The organism is Collimonas sp. GW821-FHT07E08, assembly GCF_059418905.1.
In genome coordinates this window covers 177477-200885 of sequence record NZ_JBWKQR010000003.1, presented here as the reverse complement: position 1 = coordinate 200885, position 23409 = coordinate 177477, and the positions used below count along the sequence as shown (strand labels likewise).

Annotated in this window: 20 protein-coding genes; 5 read left to right on the top strand and 15 right to left on the bottom strand. The window is 62.1% G+C overall.

The genetic code is table 11. The annotated features are described in order from the left end of the window. Positions 1-168: 168 nt before the first annotated feature. The 3 genes from AC07RZ_RS05420 to AC07RZ_RS05410 are packed head-to-tail and all read right to left on the bottom strand — an operon-like array spanning position 169 to position 1984. Positions 169-1047, bottom strand: a complete 879-nt coding sequence (locus AC07RZ_RS05420) for a DMT family transporter (protein ID WP_494667197.1) — start codon at positions 1045-1047, stop codon at positions 169-171. A gap of 23 nt (positions 1048-1070) precedes the next feature. Further along, positions 1071-1664: a LysE family translocator gene (locus AC07RZ_RS05415; RefSeq protein WP_494667275.1), complete on the bottom strand. Its 594-nt coding sequence runs from the start codon at positions 1662-1664 to the stop codon at positions 1071-1073. Continuing rightward, positions 1664-1984, bottom strand: a complete 321-nt coding sequence (locus AC07RZ_RS05410) for a DUF2917 domain-containing protein (RefSeq protein ID WP_494667196.1) — start codon at positions 1982-1984, stop codon at positions 1664-1666. The genes AC07RZ_RS05415 and AC07RZ_RS05410 overlap by 1 nt, the downstream gene beginning before the upstream one ends. Before the next feature lie 137 nt (positions 1985-2121). Between AC07RZ_RS05410 and AC07RZ_RS05405 the strand changes: the two genes are divergently transcribed. Next, the gene (locus AC07RZ_RS05405) at positions 2122-3588 is read left to right on the top strand and encodes an aminotransferase-like domain-containing protein (protein WP_494667195.1); all 1467 of its coding nucleotides are present in this window, start codon (positions 2122-2124) and stop codon (positions 3586-3588) included. Positions 3589-3767: 179 nt separating this feature from the next. Continuing rightward, on the top strand, positions 3768-5693 hold the full coding sequence (gene htpG, locus AC07RZ_RS05400; protein WP_494667194.1) for a molecular chaperone HtpG: 1926 nt from the start codon (positions 3768-3770) through the stop codon (positions 5691-5693). Between the two features lie 131 nt (positions 5694-5824). Here htpG and AC07RZ_RS05395 read toward each other — a convergent pair whose 3' ends face one another. Beyond that, positions 5825-8701: a DUF2135 domain-containing protein gene (locus tag AC07RZ_RS05395; RefSeq protein ID WP_494667193.1), complete on the bottom strand. Its 2877-nt coding sequence runs from the start codon at positions 8699-8701 to the stop codon at positions 5825-5827. 189 nt (positions 8702-8890) lie between these two features. On the opposite strand from AC07RZ_RS05395, the gene AC07RZ_RS05390 reads away from it, so the two are divergent. Together AC07RZ_RS05390 and AC07RZ_RS05385 are read left to right on the top strand one after the other, a co-directional pair. Next, on the top strand, positions 8891-9502 hold the full coding sequence (locus AC07RZ_RS05390; RefSeq protein WP_494667192.1) for a sigma-70 family RNA polymerase sigma factor: 612 nt from the start codon (positions 8891-8893) through the stop codon (positions 9500-9502). Next, on the top strand, positions 9499-10392 hold the full coding sequence (locus AC07RZ_RS05385; protein WP_494667191.1) for a hypothetical protein: 894 nt from the start codon (positions 9499-9501) through the stop codon (positions 10390-10392). Before AC07RZ_RS05390 ends, AC07RZ_RS05385 begins: the two co-directional genes overlap by 4 nt. A gap of 51 nt (positions 10393-10443) precedes the next feature. Here the strand turns inward: AC07RZ_RS05385 and AC07RZ_RS05380 are convergent, their stop codons facing one another. Together AC07RZ_RS05380 and kbl are read right to left on the bottom strand one after the other, a co-directional pair. Then, positions 10444-11400 carry an NAD-dependent epimerase/dehydratase family protein gene (locus AC07RZ_RS05380; RefSeq protein WP_494667190.1) on the bottom strand — a complete coding sequence of 319 codons (957 nt, stop codon included), beginning with the start codon at positions 11398-11400 and terminating at the stop codon, positions 10444-10446. Between the two features lie 11 nt (positions 11401-11411). Further along, positions 11412-12635 carry a glycine C-acetyltransferase gene (gene kbl, locus AC07RZ_RS05375; protein WP_494667189.1) on the bottom strand — a complete coding sequence of 408 codons (1224 nt, stop codon included), beginning with the start codon at positions 12633-12635 and terminating at the stop codon, positions 11412-11414. 92 nt (positions 12636-12727) lie between these two features. Between kbl and AC07RZ_RS05370 the strand changes: the two genes are divergently transcribed. After that, positions 12728-13318, top strand: coding sequence for a helix-turn-helix domain-containing protein (locus tag AC07RZ_RS05370; RefSeq protein WP_494667188.1), 591 nt, complete (start codon positions 12728-12730; stop codon positions 13316-13318). Positions 13319-13400: 82 nt separating this feature from the next. On the opposite strand, the gene AC07RZ_RS05365 is transcribed toward AC07RZ_RS05370, so the two are convergent. The 9 genes from AC07RZ_RS05365 to AC07RZ_RS05325 form a co-directional block, all read right to left on the bottom strand. Beyond that, on the bottom strand, positions 13401-13853 hold the full coding sequence (locus AC07RZ_RS05365; RefSeq protein ID WP_144736932.1) for a glycine zipper 2TM domain-containing protein: 453 nt from the start codon (positions 13851-13853) through the stop codon (positions 13401-13403). Positions 13854-14071: 218 nt separating this feature from the next. Further along, positions 14072-14821, bottom strand: coding sequence for an SDR family oxidoreductase (locus tag AC07RZ_RS05360; RefSeq protein ID WP_494667187.1), 750 nt, complete (start codon positions 14819-14821; stop codon positions 14072-14074). 7 nt (positions 14822-14828) lie between these two features. Continuing rightward, a complete protein-coding gene (locus AC07RZ_RS05355; RefSeq protein ID WP_494667186.1) occupies positions 14829-16076 on the bottom strand; it encodes a phenylacetate--CoA ligase family protein in 1248 nt (415 codons plus the stop codon). A 45-nt stretch (positions 16077-16121) separates the two neighbouring features. Continuing rightward, positions 16122-16925: an ABC transporter ATP-binding protein gene (locus AC07RZ_RS05350; protein WP_494667185.1), complete on the bottom strand. Its 804-nt coding sequence runs from the start codon at positions 16923-16925 to the stop codon at positions 16122-16124. A 60-nt stretch (positions 16926-16985) separates the two neighbouring features. Next, a complete protein-coding gene (locus AC07RZ_RS05345; protein WP_494667184.1) occupies positions 16986-18308 on the bottom strand; it encodes an ABC transporter substrate-binding protein in 1323 nt (440 codons plus the stop codon). A gap of 57 nt (positions 18309-18365) precedes the next feature. After that, complete coding sequence (locus AC07RZ_RS05340; RefSeq protein ID WP_494667183.1) at positions 18366-19442, bottom strand: branched-chain amino acid ABC transporter permease; 1077 nt, start codon at positions 19440-19442, stop codon at positions 18366-18368. 41 nt (positions 19443-19483) lie between these two features. Further along, positions 19484-20398 (bottom strand): branched-chain amino acid ABC transporter permease, encoded by a 915-nt coding sequence (locus AC07RZ_RS05335; protein WP_494667182.1) that lies wholly within the window; start codon positions 20396-20398, stop codon positions 19484-19486. A 13-nt stretch (positions 20399-20411) separates the two neighbouring features. Beyond that, entirely contained in the window at positions 20412-21296 is an 885-nt protein-coding gene (locus AC07RZ_RS05330; RefSeq protein WP_494667181.1) for an ABC transporter ATP-binding protein, read from the bottom strand. A gap of 5 nt (positions 21297-21301) precedes the next feature. Beyond that, the gene (locus tag AC07RZ_RS05325) at positions 21302-23263 is read right to left on the bottom strand and encodes an AMP-dependent synthetase/ligase (RefSeq protein ID WP_494667180.1); all 1962 of its coding nucleotides are present in this window, start codon (positions 23261-23263) and stop codon (positions 21302-21304) included. Positions 23264-23409: the final 146 nt, after the last annotated feature.

The following is a 23409-nucleotide window of genomic DNA, read 5'->3' as shown; positions in this document are numbered from 1 at the left end:
CTCCGAAAAAAAATCATTTGCCGGCGCTTTTGACGCCAGCAGCAATGACGGGATAAATGGGATACAGCCGGCTGGCGCCCCGCCAAATTCCGGCCAATATCGGATTATCTCACCCCAGCGCCCAAATTGCGAAATGTAGCTTGGTATTTTGGCAGCTGCGTTTGCCGCCTACGCGGCCTGCCGCCGCACCGCCATCTTGCGGCCGCACGCCACGACCGCCAGCACGGCCAGCGCAAACAGCATGTTGCGGGCTTCCAGGGTCTCGCCCAGCAACAGTGCAGCCCCCAGCAAGGTCAGGAACGGCTGCAATAGTTGCACCTGGCCAACCCGCGCTATGCCGCCCAGCGCCAGGCCCTTGTACCAAAAGAAGAAGCCGATGAACATCGAGAACACCGACACGTAGGCGAATCCCAGCCATGCCTTGGGCGAAGCGCTGACGCCGTAGCGCCATCCGAGCCAGACGGTTACCGGCAGCAGCACCGGCAAGGACAGCAGCAGCGCCCAGGCGATCACCTGCTGCCCGCCCATGGTTTGCGACAGGCGCCCTCCTTCGGCATAGCCCATGGCAGCGGCCAGCACCGCCGCCAGCAGGGCCAGGTCGGCAGCCTGCAAACCGCCGCCGCCCTGGCTCAGTGCAAAAACGACAACAATGGCGCTGCCGGCCACGGCGGCAATCCAGAATCCGGCCGAAGGCCGTTCGCCAAAGCGCAAGGCGCCAAACAAAGCTGTCGCCAGCGGCAGGATGCCAAGCACGATGGCGCCGTGCGCAGCCGGCACATAACGCATCGCCACCGATGAAAACACAGGAAAACCGACCACCACGCCCAGCGCCGTCAGCGCCAAGGGTTTCCATTGCGCGCCGGTCGGCAGCGCGGCTTTCAGCCTCCACAGCAGCAGCATGCTGCATAGCGCCGCGACCACCGCGCGTCCGAACGCCACGAACACCGGGTTCAGTTCCGCCACCGCCATGCGGGTAAACGGCAGGGTCAGGCTGAACAGCGCCACGCCGGCCAGCCCCAGCCACATGCCTTTGGATTCGTCCGTCATGGCGCCAGCCTTTCGCGTTGCGGTCACAGCCAGATGGAAACCGCTGAGTAAATCGTCAGCAGCACCATCACCGTACAAAATACGCGCTGCCACAAGGGTTGCGCCAGGTAACGCCGCAATACCGAACCGGCGCCGGCCCAGACGCCGACGCACGGCAGGTTGATGACGCAGAACACCAGGCAATAGATGCCGATCGACAGCCAGATCGGCTGCAGCGGCGGTAAAAATGCCGACGCGCTGGTGATGCCCATGATCCAGGCTTTCGGGTTGGCCGCCTGGAATGCCGCCGCGCCAAGGAAGGTCATCGGCTTCCGGTGGCCGCCGGCGTCCGACTTGAACGACATGTTGCGCAGTTTCCAGGCCAGGTACAGCAGATAGGCCGAACCCAGGGTTTTCAGGATGACATGGATCGATGGCAACGCCAGCACCAGGCCGCCGATGCCGGCAGCGCACAGCACCAGCAGCAAACCGAAGCCGAAGGTCACGCCGAGTATGTGCGGAATGGTGCGGTTGAAGCCGAACATGATGCCGGACGAGGTCAGCATGATGTTGTTCGGCCCTGGCGTGATCGACGACACGAAGGCAAATACGGCCAGCGGCAGCAAGGTCTCCAGCATCATGACACGCTCGTCGCAGGATGGAAGCCGGGCCCGCGCAGGCGTGCCAGCATGATGCGCAACAAGCTGGCCGTGCCGCGCTGCGACTGGCCGCTCAAGGTAATCCGGCTGTTGCCGGGATCGGCCTCGACCACCACCATCCGTCCCGGCAGCAAGGCCAGCGAACGGCCGGCGTGCAGCCAGTGATCTTCCGGCTGCCCTTCGAAAGTCACCCAGACGCGGCCGCTGACCACCTTCAGGATCAACGGCTGCTCAGTAACGCCGGACAGCACGCTGCCGCCCGACAAGGTATGGGACTGCTGTTTGAATAGTGTTTGCATGGCGAATTCGCTTCCGGATTTGCAGCATTGAAGATTTAGGTCTATGCTAAGCCAACAAACCAATACAGTACCAATACAGTTAAACAAGTAATTTCTGACATTGTCCCGGCCAAATCACCAATACAGTAACCAGCACAGTGACCAACACAGTCCCCCCCCGCAAGCTGAGCAACAGCCAGCTGCCGTCCGCCACGCAGCCGCTGTCGCGCGATAGCGACACCTCGCTGGTCGAGCAGATCGTGCGCAGCATCGAAACCCGCATCAGCGACCGCTTGCTGCGCACCGGCGCCCGCATGCCGTCGATCCGCCAGTTCGCCGACAGCCACAGCGTGTCGCGCTTCACGGTGGTGGAAGCCTATGACCGGCTGGTGGCCAAGGGCTGCCTGGAATCGCGGCGCGGTTCCGGCTTCTATGTGCGCGAACGCTCGCCGCTGCTGGCCGAGCGCGGCAGCAGTGCCGCCAGTGACAAGCAGCCGCAGCTGATCGATGTGGTCTGGCTGGTGCGCAATATGCACCAGCAGGCGCCGCACAAGAAAATGCCGGGCTCCGGCATGTTTCCCAGCGAATGGCTGGACGCCGACCTGATCGCCAACGCCCTGCGCAGCATCAGCCGGCAGAATCCGGCGCAGCTGCTGTCCTACGGCATTCCGCAGGGCTTCCTGCCGCTGCGCCAGCAATTGCAGCTGAAGATGGCTGAACTGGAAATCGCCGCCACGCCGGAACAATTCGTCACCACCACCGGGGTCACCCAGGCATTGGACCTGGTGGCGCGCCACTTCACCCAGCCCGGCGACGTGATCCTGGTGGACGATCCCTCCTGGTTCCTGATGTTCGCCTCGTTCGCCGCGCTGGGCGCCAAGGTGGTCGGCGTGCCGCGCCTGGCCGACGGCCCCGACATGGCCAAGCTGGCGGAACTGGTCGCGCTGCACAAGCCGAAGCTGTATGTGCTGGTATCGGTGCTGCACAACCCGACCTCGACCTCGCTGTCGGCAGCCAAGGCGTTCCAGATCCTCAAGCTGGCCGAGGAGCACGACTTCATGATTGTCGAAGACGACATCTACTGCGACATGCATCCCGGCTCGGCGATCCAGCCGGCGACCCGCATTGCCGCCCTCGACCAGCTCAACCGCGTGATCTACATGGGCGGCTTCTCGAAGACGCTGTCGCCCAACCTGCGCTCCGGTTTCATCGCGACGTCGCTCGAACTGGCCCAGCATTTTGCCGACCGCAAGATGCTGACCAACCTCACCAGCGCCGAAGTCGGCGAACGCGTGGTCTACAAGATCCTGTCCGAGGGCCACTACCGCAAGCATCTCGACCGCCTGCGCAGCAAGCTCGACAGCGTGCGCGACCGCACCATCCGCCAGATGGAAAGAATCTGCATGACGGTCGACATCAGCACCCCGGCCGGCATCTTTGTCTGGGCCGATACCGGCCACGACACCAATGTAATGGCGGAAAAAGCCCTGGCCGAAGGCTTTTTGCTGGCCCCCGGCGCCCTGTTTTCACCCAGCCAGCTGCCTTCTTCGCGCATGCGGATCAACGTGGCGGCGATGTCGGACCCGGCCATCTGGCGCTTCCTGGAGCAGGAATGCAGCAAATGAACATGACAAACAAGCAAGTTATGCAGCTGCAGCCCGATCCGCTCTTGTAAAATCCGGATTACTCCCCATTTTTCGAGCAATGTACAAGGCAAAAGCGAAGCCACGCAGGCCGTCTTGCCGCCCTTATCGCTTTTACATCACTTTTTCTACGCTTATTTAATTTACACACAGAGGAAACAATGGCCGTATCCGAAAAGCAAACCCTTGGTTTTCAGGCAGAAGTAAAGCAACTGCTGCAATTGATGATCCACTCGCTGTACTCGAACAAGGAAATTTTCCTGCGCGAGCTGGTTTCCAATGCATCCGATGCCGCCGACAAGCTGCGCTTTGAAGCGATCAACAACGGCGCCCTGTTCGAGAACGATCCTGAACTGAAGATCAAGGTCGCTTTCGACAAGGCTGCGCGCACCATCACCATCTCGGACAACGGCATCGGCATGAGCCGCGATGAAGCCATCTCGCACCTGGGCACCATCGCCAAATCCGGCACCAAGGAATTCTTCTCGAAACTGTCGGGCGACCAGCAAAAAGATGCGGCCCTGATCGGCCAGTTCGGCGTCGGCTTCTACTCCGCCTTCATCATCGCCGACAAGATCACGGTCGACACCCGCCGCGCCGGCGCCAGCGCCACCGAAGGCGTGCGCTGGGAATCGGCGGGCGCAGGCGATTTCAGCATCGAAGCCATCGACAAGCCGTCGCGCGGCACCGACATCACCCTGCACCTGCGCGAAGGCGAAGACGAATACCTGTCGGCCTGGAAACTGAAATCCATCATCCGCAAGTACTCCGACCATATCTCGCTGCCGATCGTGATGCAGAAAGAGGAATGGGACGAAGAAAAGAAGGAAACCGTAGTCAAGGACGAGTTCGAGACTGTCAACCAGGCCAGCGCGCTGTGGGCCCGCAGCAAATCCGACATCACGGAAGAGCAGTATGTCGAATTCTACAAGCACGTCTCGCACGATTTCGAAGCGCCGCTGACCTACACCCACAACCGGGTCGAAGGCCGCAGCGAATACACGCAGCTGCTGTACGTGCCAAGCCGCGCTCCGTTCGACCTGTGGGACCGCAACAAGCGCGGCGGCATCAAGCTGTACGTCAAGCGCGTCTTCATCATGGATGACGCCGAACAGCTGATGCCGGTCTACCTGCGCTTCGTCAAGGGCGTGATCGATTCCAGCGACCTGCCGCTCAACGTCTCGCGTGAAATCCTGCAGGAATCGCGCGACGTGCGCGTGATCCGCGAAGGCTCCACCAAGCGCGTGCTGGGTTTGCTGGAAGAACTGGCGAACAGCGACGACCAGGCGCAAAAAGACAAGTACGCCAGCTTCTGGAAAGAGTTCGGCCAGGTCCTGAAAGAAGGCATAGGCGAAGACGCCGGCAACAAGGAAAGAATCGCCAAGCTGCTGCGTTTTGCTTCCACCAGCAACGCAGATGGCAGCGGCAGCGAGGCGCAGACTGTCTCTTTCGCCGACTATATCGGCCGCATGAAAGAAGGCCAGGACAAGATCTACTACGCGACTGGCGAAACCTTTGCCGCCGCCAAGAATAGCCCGCACCTGGAAATCTTCCGCAAGAAAGGCGTTGAAGTGCTGCTGCTGACCGACCGCGTCGACGAATGGATGCTGTCCTTCCTGCAGGATTTCGAAGGCAAGGAACTGGCGTCGGTAGCCAAGGGCGGCCTCGATCTCGGCACCCTGGAAGATGAAGCCGAGAAAAAGCAGCACGAAGAAACCGAAACCCAGTTCAAGGACCTGGTTGAAAAGATGAAGGGCGCGCTGGCAGACAAGGCCAAGGATGTGCGCGTCACTTTCCGCCTGACCGATTCGCCGGCCTGCCTGGTGGCTGACGAGAATGAGTTGTCGGGCAACCTGCTGCGCATGCTGAAGGCCGCCGGCCAGGAAGCGCCGGACTCCAAGCCGATCCTGGAGATCAACCCGGACCACCCGCTGGTGCAGCGCCTGAAGTACGAAGAAACCAAGTTCGGCGACTGGTCGCACATCCTGTTCGACCAGGCTTTGCTGGCCGAAGGCGGCGCCCTGGCCGATCCGGCCGGTTTCGTCAAACGCCTCAATGAAATGCTGCTGGGCATGACCGGCAAGTAAGGCAAGCCAATAAGCAAGCCGGCTTGCCGCCTCCCCGGAGGCGAAAAAAGGGCGGGAAGACTTTCATGTCTTCCCGCCCTTTTGCTTCATGGCCGATTTCACGGCCGGCTCCATAGCCGATACTTATGCGGTCAAGGCGCCACTTCGAATTCGCCGACAAATACCGTTTCCTGGCGGTCCTTCAGGCGCAGCGTAACCATCTGCTCCTTCTGCCTGGAGGTGCTGAAACCGGTGGCCAGCTTGACCTGCAAAGTGGTGGCGCCGGCAATCACCTGCTGGCGGTTGCCATAATAATTGGCTTCGATCTTGTACTTGCCCGGCTTGGCCTTGCGCAAAGAAAACTCCTCCGGTCCGTAGCCCTGGGTGAAATCGCGCGACAGGCGTCCGCCCTGGTAAGTCAGCGCATGGCCGTAGTAGCATTTTTCACCGTTTGGATCGGTGACCCACAGGTCCATGTCGGAATTGTCCGCATCCCAGGTCATGATCACGCGCAGATCGAGCGGCATGTTCTTCAGCAGGCGCGGATCGATGCGGCCGGTGTCGAGCTGCGCGCCAGAGGTGGCGACAATCGCATTCAGTTCTGCCAGCACGATGGTCTCGATTTCCGGGAAACGGGCGTCCCATGGCCGCAACACCACTTCGTACAGCTGGTCGACGGCTTGCTGGTACTGCTTGTTGGCGGCATACGCCAGCCCCAGGTCGCGGAACGACTGGGGTTCTTCTTCAGCCAGCCGCCTGACCTTCTCGAACACCGGTATCGCCAGTTCCGGCGCACCGGCTTGCAGCAGGCGATAGCCCAGTATGCGCAGCACCGCGCGGTTTTCCAGGTCCATCTCGGCCAGGTTGGACAGCACGCGCAACGCCAGGTCGCGCTGCCCTTTCTCCAGCAGGATATCGGCGGCGTCGAGGAAAAAAGCGCTGCTGTTGGCGTAGCCGGGTTTTTCGTCGAGATAGATGGCATACACGGTGTCCGGCGTGGCCGATTTGAGACGGTCGATATAGGGCGCTGTCGCACTCCATTTTTTCAGCGCCATCGTGATCTCGGGCGTAGCTGAAGCGGTATCCGAATCCGCCTTGGATTTTGCCGAATAATTTGAAACCGCTTCAAAATTCTGCCGGGCGCTGACAGCGGGAGCGGGAGCCGGAGCAGACGGCGCTTGCGTCACCGGCGCGGCGGCATTGAGGCGCATCCGCCCCTCGTATCGGGCCTCGCCCTGCACCGGCGGCTTCGATTGCTGCGCAGCGCCTTTAGGAAAATCTTTCTCCCACCATGCAGCCTTGCGCTGGAATTGCTGAATCACGGTTTCCAGGTGTTTATCGCGCGTTTGCCGGATATCCGCTTCGCGCAGCGCTTTCAATTGCTTGAATGCGGCCTGGTATTCTTCCGGCGGCGCAACGTCGTAGCGTACGTAGTCGTCCAGGCGCTCCAGCACGATCAGCGAAGTCTCGTGCGTCGCCAGGCCGAACTGCTGGCCGATGCGGCGGATTTCGGCGCGATGCAGGTCCTGGTTCGCCGCCAGCTCGCGCAAGCGATACCCCGCCCACAGGTACGCCGCCAGCGGATGGGCCGGCGCGGTGGCCGAGACCGCCACGGTCTTGACCTGCTGGCGCCCGCCCTGCCGCAGGTTGAGCGTGAGTTGCGCATCGGCGCCGCGCAGGCGGCCCGCAACGCGGATGACGCCGTTTGCCACCTCATGCGATTCGACTTGCAAATCGGTAGCGCCGACCGCGCTCAAGGCGTCTATATGGGTCGACTCGGTCAGCAAGGCTTGCGCCGCCGCTGTCACCAGTTGCGGCGACACCTGCAGCAGGCGCCCGCCGGTGTTTTCAGCCCAGGCTGCGAGCTGGCTGTTATCCGCCGCCAGCGCCGCGTTCAGCGCATAGAGCCGTTGCCCTGCCGCCAGCTTGGGAAAAGGCGCGTTGCCATAGTTGCTCAAGCCGTCGCTGACCAGCAGGTATTCGCCGACCTCAGCCTGCGGCCGCCAATCGCCAAGAGCGCTGGCGCCGTCGTACACCGTACCTTGCAATGCCTGGCGCAGCGCGCTCCAGTCGCCGTTGACGACACGGAAAGACGCGCCTTCTTCCGGCCTGTCGCGCAGCCTGGCCAGGCGTACTTCCGCGTTGCCGGCAGCCTTGAAGTAACGGTCGAGCACGGCAAATTCGGCGTCGTGGTCGCGCGCCGCGCCGGAACCCGAACTGTCCCACAGCAAGCCGACCACCTTCGGCAGGCTGCGCGCCGTACGTGTCTCAGCCACTGGTATTTCGGTGATAAACCAGGTCTGGTCGTCGCGCGCCTGGAGGTAACTCTGCGGCTTGTCGCCGGCGGGAATCTGAATGTTGAGCGCACCCGTAGCGGCGAACTGGCTTTTTGCCACATGCGCCTGGTACTGCTCGCCGGCCTGGGTAAACGTGAGCGCGCCAAATGCACCGCTGGCTTGCGGCGCGGCGCTGGCGCCGTGCACCGCCAGGCTCAGGTCAAAGTCGCGCATGCGGTCGCCATAGGCCAGCGGCAGGTTGTACACCCAGTGCCGGCCTTGGCGCGAGAGCGGCTCCATGTACTTGAGCTCCACGGTGCGGCTGCCGTAGGCGGGAATCGGGAAGATGCGCAGGCGGAAATTGTTGCCTTGGGTGGTTTCCAGCAGACCAGGATCGACCCGCCGCCGCTCGATCGCTTCGAATATCTGGCGGCCCTTGGTTTTTTCCACCGGCACCGCCGGCCGCATCCGGCCTTCGATATCCAGGGCAAACGCCGTGACCTGCTGGCCGTCCAGCAACGGGAACTGCAATTGCCCCTCGAGCGCGCGCTGGTTGGGATTGAAAAACACCATCCGCACCGTGGTCTGGGCCAGGCCGCCGCTGATTTCGCCGCTGATGCGCAGGCTCTGCAGCACCACCGGCTGCTCGCCGCCGGCCACGATCAGCGGCGGCGGGCGCACGATCGATATCGCTTGCGCTGCGGGAAGCAGCAGGACCAGCATGCATAAAGCGCCAAGCAAGCGTCGTAACATTTTATTCTCCGTTGATGCCGATACCCCGGCTTGTCATATGAAACGGGCCAGGTCCGCGAACGGGGTTAAATAAATCGACGGCGGCGCAAAAAAAGATGCCGCTGCATCCGGCGGTTGCATTCTTGCAGCGCTGCGCTCACAATCGCCGCTATCACCCGACAGTGCAAAGAATCACAACAACAAGCCGCCATGTACGCCGAACCTTCCGATGAAACGCTGATGCTCAAGTACCGCGACGGCGACCTCGGCGCATTCAAGGAACTGTACCGGCGCCACAGCCGCGGCTTGTATCGTTTCATCGCATGGCGCTCGCCGCGCCGCGACTGGGTAGATGAAATCGCCCAGGATGCCTGGGCCGGCGTGCATCACGCGCGTGCGCGCTACCAGCCGGAATCGCGTTTCCGCACCTACCTGTTCCAGATCGCGCGCAACCGCCTGATCGACCTGCTGCGCCAGCACCAGGCGCTGTTGAGCAGCGATATCGGCGGCGCCAACCAAGGCGACGGCGAAGCCGGGGTGGAATTCGATGACCTGGCCGACGCCGCCCATGAACAGATGTCGCCGGAAGCCGCACTGGAACACAGGCAGCGCATCGCCGAGCTGCACGCGGCGATACGCAGTTTGCCCGGCGAACAGAAAGAGGCCCTGATTTTGCAGCAGTTCAATGACATGAGCCTGGAAGAAATCGCGCAGGTTGCCGCTGTGCCGGTAGAAACCGTCAAGAGCCGCTTGCGCTATGCGATGCGCAAATTGCGCCAGCACCTGGTGCCGGACCTGACGTCCAACGAGGAGGCGGTATGACTGCCGAAGACAACAAGCACGACGACGCCGAATTCGAAGCATTCCTGCAGGGCCGCGGGGAACTTGCGCGCAAATTGCAAGCCCTGCCGCAGCCGTCGCCGTCGGCGGCTTTGGATGCGGCGATACTGGCGCAGGCAGAAACCTTGGCTGCAGCTGCGGCGCCGGTGCGCGAGGCTGCCAACGACGCCTTGGCGCCGAACACGGCCAAACCTCGGCAACCGCATTTCATGATGCGCTGGAGCACACAGCTGGCGATGGCCGCCAGCGTAGTGCTGGCCACCCTGGTGATGCTGCGCTGGCAGAACGAACCGGTAGTGGAACCAGTGGAACAGGCAGAAAAAATTGAACAGCCGGCACAGGTCGCGCAAGCGCCACAAGCAGAGTCGCCAGCGCCGCCGGCTGCGGCCGTTGCCGCGCCACCGCCGCCGGTAGCGAGCAAGCCGCATGCCGCTCCTGCAGCATCCCCGCCCAAAGCCGCCAAGCAAGATGCACCGCCTGCACCCGCCCAGGCCAGAACCTCAATGCCGGAGGCCGATTCCAATGCCCAGCTTGGCGCCGCTGAAATTGTAATCCGTCAGAATTATGCGGCTGCGCCAGAACCGCTTGCACGCAAGGAAGCGGCCGATTCGCGCGTCAGGGCGATCGTCGTTCCTGCGCCGCCGGCCGCGGTTGCCGCCGCACCGGCGCCGTCTGCTCCGGCGCCAGCCGCGCCTCCTCCAAAACCCGAGGCAAACGCCAAGGCCGAAGCCTGGCTGTCGGTCATCGAGGAAATGATCAAGGCCGGCTTGCGCCGGGATGCCCAGGAAGAATGGGAGAAATTCGACAAAGCCTATCCTGCTTATCCGGTGCCGGAAAAACTGCGGGAGCAAATCAAGGCGCTGGAAAAATAGAAAACCGGCCGCATCGGCGCAACGCCAATCCGGCCGGCAGCTGGCAATGCCTCAGGCCGCTTGCGTGACCTGCTTGCGGGCGGCAAGGTGGGCCAGCATGTCGTCGACCATGTCGGCCAGGCTGTATGCAGGAGACCAGGACCACTCTTCGCGCGCCTTCGAATCGTCGATCGAACGCGGCCATGCATCGGCGATCGCCTGGCGGAAATCGGGCTTATAGGCGACGCTGAACGACGGGTAATGCTGCCTGATGATATCCACCAGTTCGCGCGGCGAAAAACTCCATGCCGCCAGGTTGTAGGAACCCGCCACCTTCAGCTGTTCCTTCGGTGCGCTCATCAGTTCGATGGTAGCGCGCACGGCGTCCGGCATGTACATCATCGGCAGCGTGCTGTCGATATCCAGGAAACTGGTGTAATCCTGGCCTGCGGCAGCTGCAAACAGGGCCTGGATCGCGTAGTCGGTGGTGCCGCCGCCCGGTTCGGCAGAATAGCTGATCAAGCCCGGATAACGCAGGCTGCGGATATCCATGCCGTATTTTTCCGCGTACCACGTGCACCAGTGCTCGCCCGCCAGCTTGGAGATGCCGTAGACGGTCTTGGGATCCATGGCGCCGACTTGCGGCGCATTGTCGCGCGGCGTCGACGGGCCGAAGGCGGCGATCGAGCTGGGCCAGAACACTTTCGACAGCTTGGCCTGGCGCGCCACTTCCAGCACGTTCAGCAGGCCGGTCATGTTCAGGTTCCAGGCCCACTCGGGATGCTCCTCGCCTTTGGCCGACAAGGCGGCCGCCAGGTGGTAGATTTCACCGATGCCGTGCTGCTGCACCACTTCGGCCAGGCGCTTGGCGTCGGTCACGTCCAGTTTTTCGTAGGCCAGTTCCTGGTGCCGGCCCAGGGCTTGTATATCGCTCGCAACCACCTGTTTTGCGCCATGCAGCTTGACCAGCGCCGCCGTCAGTTCGGTGCCGATCTGGCCGTTGGCGCCGATTACCAATATTTTTTTCATCGTTCGTCTCTTCAGTTTTTTACCAGGCCCAGCTCTTCGCCGGCTTGCCGGAAAATGCCCACGGCGCGCTGCAATGTCGCTTCGTCATGGACTGCCGACATCTGCACCCGGATCCGCGCCTGTCCTTGCGGCACCACCGGATAGAAGAAACCGACGGCGTAGACGCCCAGCTCGTACAGGCGGCGCGACAGCTTCTGCGCCACCACGGCGTCGTACACCATCAGCGGCACGATCGGATGGGTCCCCGGCTTGATCTCGAAACCGGCGTCGGTGATGGCTTTGCGGAAATAGACGGTGTTGCGCTCGAGGCGGTCGCGCAGTTCGGTGGACGCCTCCAGCAGGTTGAGCGCCTCGATCGAAGCGCCGACGATCGCCGGCATCAGCGTGTTCGAGAACAGGTAGGGCCTGGAGCGTTGCCGCAGCAGGTCGACCACCTCGCGCCGCCCGGCAGTGAAACCGCCGCTGGCGCCGCCGAGGGCTTTGCCGAGGGTGCCGGTAATCACGTCGACCTTGCCGAAGATGCCGCGCGCTTCATGCGTGCCGCGTCCGCGCGCGCCCATGAAGCCGGTAGCGTGGCAGTCGTCGACGCCGAGCAAGGCGCCGTATTGGTCGCACAGCTGGCGGATCACATCGAGCTGCGCCACGGTGCCATCCATCGAAAACACGCCATCGGTAAACACCATGGAAAAGCGGGCGTTATCGGCCTTGGCCTGTTTCAGGCAACGCTCCAGGTCTGCCATGTCGTTGTGGGCGTAACGGTAGCGTTTCGCCTTGCACAAACGGACGCCGTCGATGATCGAGGCATGGTTGAGCGCATCGCTGATGATGGCATCCTGCTCGCCCAGCAAAGGTTCGAACAGGCCGCCGTTGGCGTCGAACGCCGCAGCGTACAGGATACAGTCCTCGGTGCCCAGGAACGCCGCCAGGCGCTGCTCCAGTTCGCGATGGATATCTTGCGTGCCGCAGATGAAACGCACCGAACTGAGGCCGAAACCATGGCTGTCCAGGGCGGCGTGCGCAGCCTTGATCAAGGCCGGATGGGACGACAGTCCGAGGTAATTGTTGGCGCACAGATTGATCAATTCGCCGCTGGCGGTATTGATCTTGCCGCCTTGCGGGCCGAGGATCAGGCGCTCGCTTTTCAACAGGCCGGCGGCCTCGATCCCGGCCAGCTCGTCGCGCAGGTGGCCATAGAAGCCAGGCGTCCCGGCTTGGGTGCTGATGTCTTGTGTCATTGTCTGCCTCGATCTTATATAATATATTGCTTCAATTCGATATATCGAACAAGAATTCCACGATAATGCACAAAAACGAGGTTGTCAACCAGATGAGCAGCAATCCAGGAAAAAATTTGGAGGATGCACCGCCCAAGGTCGGCGATACATTGGTCAAGCTGCGCCAGGCCGACGGGCTTTCGCTGGATGCCTTGTCGAAGCGCGCCGGCGTCTCCAAGTCCATGCTATCGCAAATCGAGCGCAACCAGGCTAATCCCACGGTGGCCGTGGTGTGGCGGCTGGCCAACGCCCTCGGCGTGCCGATTTCGCTGCTGGTCGACGGCAACCAGCCGGTCCCAGCCTCGATCGAAACCCTGCCCAGCCACGCCACGCCATCGCTGCGCTCGCGCGACGGCCATTGCGTGCTGCGCATCCTGGGGCCGATCGAACTGGCCGGCCAGTTCGAATGGTATGAACTGTCGGTGGAACCCGGCGGCTGCCTCGACTCGGAGGCGCACGAACCGGCTTCGCGCGAACACCTGACGGTCTTGTCCGGCATGCTGGAAGTCCAGAGCGGCAGCAACATCACCAAGATCAAGGTAGGGGAAACGGCGCGTTATGCGGCAGACCGCCCCCACTACATCAAGAATGTCGGCAAGAATGCCGCTACCGCCCTGCTGGTGGTGATCCATAACGGCCAGTAACAACGCCCGGCATCAAGAAAAAAGGCTGGAAGACAATCATGTCTTCCAGCCTTTTTGACTTTATAGGCGCTTGCTTCGGCGCTTAGTGGGTTACCCGGGTAACGCCGCCCGACGACAGCAAACGCACGCGGTCGCCGACATTGAAACGCTCGTCTGCATCCTGGGTAATGGCGCGCAATTCGCCGTTGCTCAGGCGTACGGTGATTTCCAGGCCTGGACGCTGGTTCAGGTTGTTTTCGACCTGGTTGCCGGCAATCCCGCCGAGCACCGCGCCGACCACGCCGGCTGCAATCGAGCCGTTGCCTTTGCCGATCAGCGAACCGGCGCCCACCGCGCCAAGCGCGCCGCCAGCCAAGGTGCCGGCGCCGCCGCCGGTGTTCTTGTCGATAGTGACCGGACGCACCGAATCAACCACCGCCATGCGCACCGATTGTTCACCCTGGGCCTGGTGGCTGGTATATACGTTTGCCGAATTCGGCGTCACGGCGCAACCGCTCAAGGCCACCATGGCTGCGACTACGATCAGGTTCTTCATTCTTGATAACTCCATCATAAATTGCTCTTACACAAAAATTGCCGCATAACCCGCGAAGCGCACCGACAGAAGGGTTGCCCGCGCACGGCGCCGTTGCTTGCAGCATTGGACAGTGAAACAGTGGATCAGGTTTTGGCCAATTCTGCTCATTTTATCAATTTTTTACAAGCAACTGAAATTTTGCAAAAAACGCATGGCTTTTCGCCCGCGCGCCGGCATCAGCGGCCGCCGGCGACATCGATGAATGTGCCGGTCGAATACGACGCCTCGTCGGACACCAGCCACATGATTGCGCGCGCGACTTCCTCGGCGCTGCCGCCGCGCCGCATCGGCACCGTATCCTTGACGCGGTCGACCCGCCCCGGTTCGCCGCCGCTGGCATGGATATCGGTATAAATGACGCCGGGCCGGACCGCATTGACGCGGATGCCCTGGTCGGCGACTTCCTTCGCCAGGCCGACCGTCATGGCGTCGATCGCGCCCTTGGAGGCGGCGTAATCGACATATTCGCCCGGACCGCCGAGCTTGGCCGCCATCGACGACAGGTTGACGATGGCGCCGCCCTCGCCGCCGAGGCGGTTCGACATGCGCCGCACGGCTTCGCGGGCGCACAGGAAACTGCCGACGATATTGGTGGCGAATACGCGCTGCAGACGGGCCACGTCCATCTCCTCTACCCGCATCTGCCGCTCCAGGATGCCGGCGTTGTTGACCAGGGCGGTCAGCCTGCCGAGCTGCGCGTCCACGGTCTGGAACAGGTTCAGCACATCGGCTTCTACCGCGACATCCCCGGCGACCGCCAAGGCTTCGCCGCCGGCCTGGCGGATAGCATCGACCACCTGTTCGGCGGCGCTGCGGTTATGCACGTAATTGACACATACGGCGTAGCCGCGGGCGGCCGCCAGGTGCGCGGTGGCGGCGCCGATGCCGCGGCTGGCGCCGGTAATCACGATCACTTGTTTCGACATGCTGCCCTCATTCGTATTTGCGGGCATCCTCGATGACTTTACCGTCATTCGGCAAGCTGCCCGGTGCGACAAGCAAAACCTCGCCGCGCAGTTTGGTCACATCGCGCAGGCTGTCCGCAACCTGCTCGGCGACGGACGCCGGCGCGTCTCGCGTTTCGCAGTGCAGCGTCATCACGTCGCTCGCCATGGCGCCGCTGACCACCAGCCGCGCTTTCAGTATCTGCGGATGACGCTTCAGCACTTCGGCCAGCTGCGACGGATGGACGAACATGCCGCGCACCTTGGTTACCTGGTCGGCGCGCCCCATCCAGCCCTTGATGCGGGTATTGGTGCGGCCGCATGGCGAGACGCCCTCCAGCACCGCAGACAAGTCCCCGGTGGCGAAACGTATCAGAGGATAATCCGGATTGAAGGAAGTCAGCACCACTTCGCCCACCTCGCCGGCGGCGACCGGATCGCCGCTGCCGGGCCGCACGATTTCCAGGATCAAATCCTCATCCAGGATCATACCCGGATTGAGGCGGCCGTTGCTGAGCGACTCGTAGGCGATATTGCCGACGTCGGCCGATGCATACAATTGCAGCACGTGCGGCACGCCGTTGTCGTGGAACCACTGGCGCAGCGACGGCGGCAAGGCTTCGGCGCTGAGCAGCGCCCGTTGCACGGTGCCGATGTCGGCGCCCATCTCGCGCGCCTTTTCGATGATGATCTTGAGGAACGACGGCGTGCCGACGTAGGCATCCGGCCGCAGGGCCGACATCGCCTGCACCTGCAGTTCAGTCTGGCCTATGCCGGCCGGGATCACCGCGCAGCCCAGCTTGCTGGCCGCTCCTTCGACCATGAAGGCGGCCGGCGTGAAATGGTAGGCGAAACAATTCTGTATCAGGTCGCCGGCGCGCAGCCCCAGGGCGCGCATCGGCCGCGCAAAACGCCACCAGTCCTGGCTGCATCCCTCAGGATCGAAGATCGGCCCGGGCGACACGTACAGGCGGCGCAGCTGGCGGTGCGGGGTGGTGTTCAGGGCGCCGAACGGCGGTTGCTGCGCCTGCAGTTCATGCAGGTCCGATTTGCGCGTGAGCGGCAATTGCGCCAGCGCGGCGCGGTCGCGGATCTCGCCGGCGGCAACGCCGTGCAGGATGCGCGCCCAGCCCTGCGCGCCTTGCGCCCGTGCGATCAATTGCGGCAAGGCGCTCATCAGGTCCGCCTCGCGCTGCAGCGGATGGCGTTGTTCAAGGAAGTCGAGAGTGTCAGACATGGGCGGGCCTGTATGCGTGGACGGAGAAGCAGCGTAGGGATAATGTCAAGCCAGCCAGCGTTTGCGGCGCCGGTAGAATTTCATGTCGCGGAAATTCTTGCGTCCCGCGCCGGAGAGGCCCAGGTAGAACTCCTTCACGTCTTCGTTGCTGGCCAGTTCGCTGGCGGCGCCTTCCATCACTACCCGGCCGTTTTCCAGGATGTAGCCGAAATCGGCGTAGCGCAGCGCCACCATGGTGTTCTGTTCAGCCAGCAGGAAAGACACGCTCTCCCGCCGGTTCAAATCCTTGACGATCTCGAAAATCTCCTCGACCACCTGCGGCGCCAGCCCCATCGACGGCTCGTCCAGCAGGATCATCGACGGCTTGGCCATCATCGCCCGGCCGATCGCCGTCATCTGCTGCTCGCCGCCGGAGGTGTAGCCGGACTGCGATTTGCGCCTTTCTTTCAGGCGCGGGAAATAATCGTAGATCTTTTCCAGGTCGCGCTTGACCTGGACATTGCTGGCCTGGCGCGTATAGGCGCCGGTCAGGAGATTTTCTTCCACCGTCAGGTGGCCGAAACAATGGCGTCCTTCCATCACCTGGATCACGCCGCGCCTGACCAGGTCGTTCGGCGTCAGGCGGTCGACCCGCTCTCCCCGGTATTCGATGCTGCCCTTGGTGACATCGCCGCGCTCGGCCGACAGCAGGTTGGAGATCGCTTTCAGCGTCGTGCTTTTGCCGGCGCCGTTGGCGCCCAGCAAAGCGACGATCTTCCCTTCCGGCACCGCCAGCGACACCCCTTTCAGCACCAGGATGACATGGTCGTAGATCACTTCGATATTATTGATGTTGAGTGCTGTACCCATGCGTTCCTCGGCTATGCGGTAAAAAAGCGCCGGCAGCCCGGGCGGGCGCCGGCGCCGGGACTACTTCATGCAGGCGGGCGTGATGCCTTTTTCTTTTGCATACTTGGCGGCGGAAGCCTTGAACAGCGGATGGATCAGGTTCTTGTTGCCTTCGATCCAGTCCGACACCAGCACCCACTTGCCGCCATCCCATTGCTGGATCTTGATCTTGCCCGATCCCTCATGGTTATCGCAGGACGTCTTGATTTCAGGCAGCAGGCCGGAAGCGCCCAGCTGCTGCAGCCGCGCGTTGGTGATGTTGAGGTTCTCCAGCCCCCAGCGCACATCCTCGCCGCTCATTACCTTGCCCTTGCCGTACTTGGCCTGTGCGGTGCGTATCGCTTCCACCGTCGCCAGTGCCGCCGATACGCCGCGGTTGTACAGGATCGAACCGATCTTGGCCTTGTCCTGCATGTTGCCCTTGCCGGCGCCGTACACCACCTTTTCGATATCGGCGATCAGCGGCACGCTCTTGCCGGATACATTCCAGGTCGCGCTCAGGTAGCCCTTGGCGGCGTCGCCGGCCGGCACCGTGTCTTCCTCGGATCCCGCCCACCAGGAACCGATGATCTTGTCGCGGGCGAAACCGACTTTCTGCGCCGCCTTCAAGGCAGTCTGGTTCATCACGCCCCAGCCCCAGAAGATCACGTAGTCCGGGTTCTCCTGGCGGATCTTCAGCCATTGCGCGCCCTGTTCGTTGCCGGGATGGGCCACCGGAATCTGCACCAGCTTGAACTTGCCCAGCGTCGCCTCGGCTTCCAGCGCCACGATCGGCTCCTTGCCGTAGGCCGAATCGTGGTACAGGAACACGATTTTCTTGCCGGCCAGCGAGCCGTTGTTCTTGCTCGCCAGGTATTTGACGATTGCCGACACCTGCATCTGGTAGGTCGTCACCAGCGGGAAGGCGTACGGGAACACCGAGCCGTCGACCGCATCGGTACGGCCGTAGCCGACCATCAGCAACGGCACCTTGTCTTCCGCCGTCTTGTCGATCAGCGCATAGGCGATGCCGGTCGCCATGGCGTTGATGGCGGTGCCCTTGGTGACCGGGTTCTTGCCCTTGAGCCGTTCGTAGCACTCGACGCCCTTGGCGTTGTTGTACTCGGTTTCGCATTCTTCCCAGGACAGCTTGACGCCGTTGATGCCGCCCTCTTTCAGGTTGACGTAGCTCAGGTAGTCGATATAGCCGCCGTAATACGATTGGCCGTTGGTGCCGTAAGGACCGACCCGATAGCTGGGAATCGCGATGAACTGGTCGCTCGCCTGCGCCATCGCCGGCAAGGCCGGCGCCAGCAGGCTGGCTGCGGCCGCGACGGCGAGCATGATCCGTTTGAGGTTTTTCATTATCTTGTCTCCTTTTGTCGTGCTAGTTATCGGGACTGCAAAAAACTGCCGCATCGGTCAATGCGGGAACGGCCACAAGCGCAGCTTTTCCTTGGTGATCTGCCACAGGCGCGCCAGCCCGTGCGGCTCTACGATCAGGAAGAAAATGATCAGGGCGCCGAACAGCATCATCTGGATATGCGACACAGTGGCGTTGGTGAACGGCAGGTGCAGCCAGGCCGCCAGCGGAGGCAGGACGTTATCCAGGAAAATCGGCAGCAGCAGGATGAAGGCGGAACCGAGGAAAGCGCCGAGGATGCTGCCGACGCCGCCGACGATGATCATGAACAGGATGCGGAACGACAGGTCCAGCGAAAAGCCGTCCGGCTCCACCGAACCGAGGTAACAGAAAGCATACAAGGCGCCGGCCACGCCGCAGAAAAACGAGCTGACGGCAAACGCCAGCAGCTTGGTCTGCATCAGTCGGATGCCGATCACTTCCGCCGCCACGTCCATGTCGCGCACCGCCATCCATGCGCGGCCGGTGGAGGAACGCACCAGGTTTTTCGCCAGCAGCGCCATCACGCAGACAATCGCCAGCACGAACAGGTATTTCCTGACCGGGCTGTTGATGGCGATGCCGAACAGGTCGATCTTTTGCGCGCTGATCACGCCGGAAGAACTGTCGTTGGAAAACCAGGGAAACTTGGTCAGCGCCCAGATCACGAAAAACTGCGCAGCCAGCGTCGCCACCGCCAGGTAAAACCCTTTGATCCGCAGCGAAGGCAGGCCGAACAGGACGCCGACCGCCGCCGCGCAGCAGCCGGCCAGGATGAAGGACAGCAGGATCGGAATGCCCTCTATCCTCAGCTGGAAGTTATAGGCGGCATAGGCTCCCACCGCCATGAACGCGGCCGAACCGAGCGATAGCTGGCCGGCATAGCCGGTGAGTATGTTCAGGCCCAGCGCCGCCAGCGCAAACACCAGGAACGGAATCAGGATCGCGGAAAACCAGTATTCGCTGCCGGCCAGGGGAATGCCGACAAAGGCGACCGCCAGCAGCACGGCCATGCCGATGCGGTCCTGGCGGATCGGGAATATCTGGCTATCCGCGATGTACGAGGTTTTAAACTGTCCGGCCTCACGATAAAACATGGCATTTCTCCGTTCGCATCATCTTGCAGGTTGGCAGGCCGTCACACACGATCGATATGCCGCTCGCCGAACAGCCCCTCCGGCCGCACCAGCAGGAACAGCAGCGCAAACACATAGGGGAACCATCCTTCTATGCCGCCGAAATTACCGCCGAACAGGTCTTGCATGACCGGCGGGATATAGATTTCGGCCAGTTTTTCGGAGACGCCGATGATCAGGCCGCCGGCAATCGCTCCCGGGATCGAGGTAAAGCCGCCCAGTATCAATACCGGCAAGGCCTTCAAGGCAGTCATCGTCAACGCGAACTGGACGCCGTTGCGCGAGCCCCACAGCAAACCGGCAACCAGCGCGACGAAACCGGCCACGCCCCAGACAATCACCCAGATATGGCGCAACGGGATGCCCAGCGACAGCGCCGCCTGGTGATCGTCGGCCACTGCCCTTAAGGCGCGGCCGACCTTGGTTTTCTGGAAGAACAGCGCCAGCAGCAGCACCAGCCCGATCACCATGCCGGAAGCAAACAGGTCGAATTTGGAGATGCCAATGCCGAAGCTGTCCATGACCGAGGCGATAGGCTCGTCGACGATGCCAAGGTTGATCGCCCGCACTTCGCTGCCGAACAGCATCGGCCCCAGCCCTTCCAGGAAAAAGGCCAGGCCGATGGTGGCCATGAACAGGGTGATCGGCGGCTGGTTGACCAGCTTGCGCAGCACCAGGCGCTCGGTCGCTACCGCCACGATGACCATTACCGCGAAAGCGCCGATGATCGCCGCCCACATCGGCCAGCCCTTGTCCATCAGGCCCACCACCGCCAGCGCCGCGAAATAGACCATGGCGCCCTGGGCGAAGTTGAACACGCCCGATGCCTTGTAGATCAGCACGAAACCCAGCGCCACCAGGGAATACATCAGGCCCGAGAGCAAGCCGCTCAGCGTCACTTCAAAGAAAAATTGCATTGGTCGTCTCCGTTCAGTGCGAGCTGCCGAGGTAGGCTTTGATGACTTCGGGATTGTTCATGACTTCCTCCGGCGTGCCGTCGCCGATTTTCTTGCCGTAGTCGAGCACCACCACGCGGTCCGAGATATCCATCACCACGCCCATGTCGTGCTCGATCAGCACGATGGTGCTGCCGAACTGATCGTTGACATCCAGGATGAAGCGGCACATGTCCTGCTTTTCTTCCACGTTCATGCCGGCCATCGGCTCGTCCAGCAGCAGCATGCTGGGTTCTGCCGCCAGGGCGCGCGCCAGCTCGACGCGTTTTTGCAAGCCGTAAGGCAGGCGCCCGACCGGCGTCTTGCGGATGTGCTGGATCTCCAGGAAATCGATCACCTCCTCGACCTTGCGCCGGTGCTGCATTTCCTCGTTGCGCGCCCGCCCCCACCAGATGGCGTTCGCCAGCAGGCCGGAGTGCATCTTGGTATTGCGGCCGGTCATGATGTTGTCGAGCACGGTCATGCCCTTGAACAGGGCGATGTTCTGGAAGGTGCGCGCAATCCCCTGCCGCGCCACTTTGCTGGGATGCATGCTGTGCCGCGGCACGCCATGGAATACGATGCTGCCTTTTTGCGGATGGTAGACGCCGTTGATGACATTGATCATCGAACTTTTTCCAGCGCCGTTGGGGCCGATGATGGCGCGGATTTCATGCTCTTTCACATTGAAGGAAATATCGGTAAGCGCCTTGACGCCGCCGAAGGACAACGAAATGTTCTGCAGGTCCAGCACCACTTCGCCGATGTTGCGCTCGCGGCCCATGACCTGCTGTTCCGGCTTGTGCAGGGCAGCTGCCGGCGGCGCCGGTTCTGCCGGCAGGATTTCTGCCGTGGCATCTCTTTTCATGATCGCGCTCATAGGGCTCAGGCTGCTTTATCGATGGTGGCGAAAATCTTGGCGTCGGCAATCCGCAAGTCGGCAGCGATCATGCCTTGCCGGCCGTCTTCGAACTTGACCAGGGTTTCTATGTATTGCGACTGCTTGCCGCCGTACAAGGCGTCGATCAGCACGGCGTACTTGCCGGCGATGAAGTCGCGCCGCACCTTGCGGGTGCGCGTCAGCTCGTCGTCATCGGCATCCAGTTCCTTGTGCAGGATCAGGAAACGGTGGATCTGCGACGCCGCCAGCAAAGGATCCTGCGCCAGGTCGGCGTTGACCTTTTCGACGCAGCCGGCGACCAGCGCATACACCGCCTGCTGCGCAGCCAGGTCGGCATAGCTGCTGTAAGCCAGGTTGCGGCGCTCGGCCCAGTTGCCGACCGCATCCATGTCGATGTTGATGAACGCCGTGCATTGCTGGCGCCGGTTGCCGAACACCACCGCTTCCTTGATGAAGGGGAAGAATTTCAGCTTGTTTTCTATATACTTCGGCGCAAACAGGGTGCCGCCGGCCATCTTGCCCACATCCTTGGCGCGGTCGATGATTTTCAAGTGGCCGTCGCCGTCGAAAAAGCCGGCGTCGCCCGTGTGGAAATAACCGTCGGCATCGATCGCTTCGGCCGTGGCCTCCGGCCGCTTGAAATAGGATTTCATCAAGCCGGGCGAGCGCACCAGCACCTCGCCCTTGCTGTCGATATGCACTTCCACCCCTTTCATCGGCCGTCCTACCGTGTCCAGCTTGACGTCGCCGGAAGGCTGCATGCACACGGTGACGCAGGTTTCCGTCATCCCATACAGCTGCTTCAGGTTGATCCCCAGCGAACGATAAAAATCGAACAGGTCGGGTCCGATCGCTTCGCCGCCGGTATAGGCGACGCGAATCCGCGACATGCCCAGCACATTCTTCAGCGGACCGTAGATCAGCAAGTTGCCGAGCCCGTACAGCAGGCGGTCGGCCAGCGACACATCCGGCTTCTTGTCGAGTATGCGTATGCCGACGCGCCGTGCGATCCCCATGAACCCATGGAACAGCTTGCGCTTGATCCAGCCGGCGTCTTCGATCCTGATCATTACCTGCGTCAGGATATTTTCGTAGATGCGCGGCGGCGCAAAATAATAGGTCGGGCCGATCTCGCGCAGGTCGGTCATCACGGTATTCGGCGATTCCGGGCAGTTCAGGCAGAAGCCGGCGACATGCGCCTGCGCAAACGAATACAGGAAATCGCCGACCCAGGCCAGCGGCAGGTAGCACAGCAGGTCGTCGTCCTGGTCCAGCTGGTCGAACTCGACCAGCGTCCGCGCGGTGGTGATCATCGCCGCATGCGAATGGCAGACGCCTTTCGGTTTGCCGGTGGTGCCGGAGGTATACAGGATGATGGCGATGTCGTCGGCCCGCCCGGCATCGACTTCGTTCATGAAGAAGCCGGGATGCGCCAGGTCGTAGGCGCGCCCTATCTCCGCCACTTTGGCAAAGGAAGACAATTCGGCCTGGCGGTAATTGCGCAGGCCGCGTTCATCGTCGACGATGATGCGGCTGATGCGCAGCAGCGTCTGCTTGATCTCGAACACCTTGTCGACCTGCTCCTGGTCTTCCACCACCACAAAATCGATTTCGGCATCGTCCAGCACGTAAGCCATGTCGGCCGCCGGGGCGTCCTGATACAGCGGCACCGGCATCCCGCCCAGGCACTGCGCGGCCGACATCGCCCAATACAGCCGCGGGCAGTTATTGCCGACAATCGCCAGGCTCATGCCGCGCCGGAAACCGAGCGCCGCCAGGCCGCAGGCAAAAGCCCGTACTTCGGCGGCCACCTCGGCCCAGCTGGTCGCCTGCCAGATGCCAAGGTCTTTTTCCCGGAACGCCGGCTGCTGCGGGCGTTCCTGTGCATGTTTCAGGAGCAGATCCGGAAATGTCTGCACTCCTGGACGTCGTGTTGTCTCCACCATCGTCCCACCTTTTTTATATGGTCTCACGGCATCGAGATCGAAGCCGTGTGCCTGTCAGTGTCAAGTCAGTCTGGACCGGCATGCTTACGCCGCACTTACTCTAGCGGACTGCAATAGCCGGTTATGCGCTGCTTTTATGCGATGAT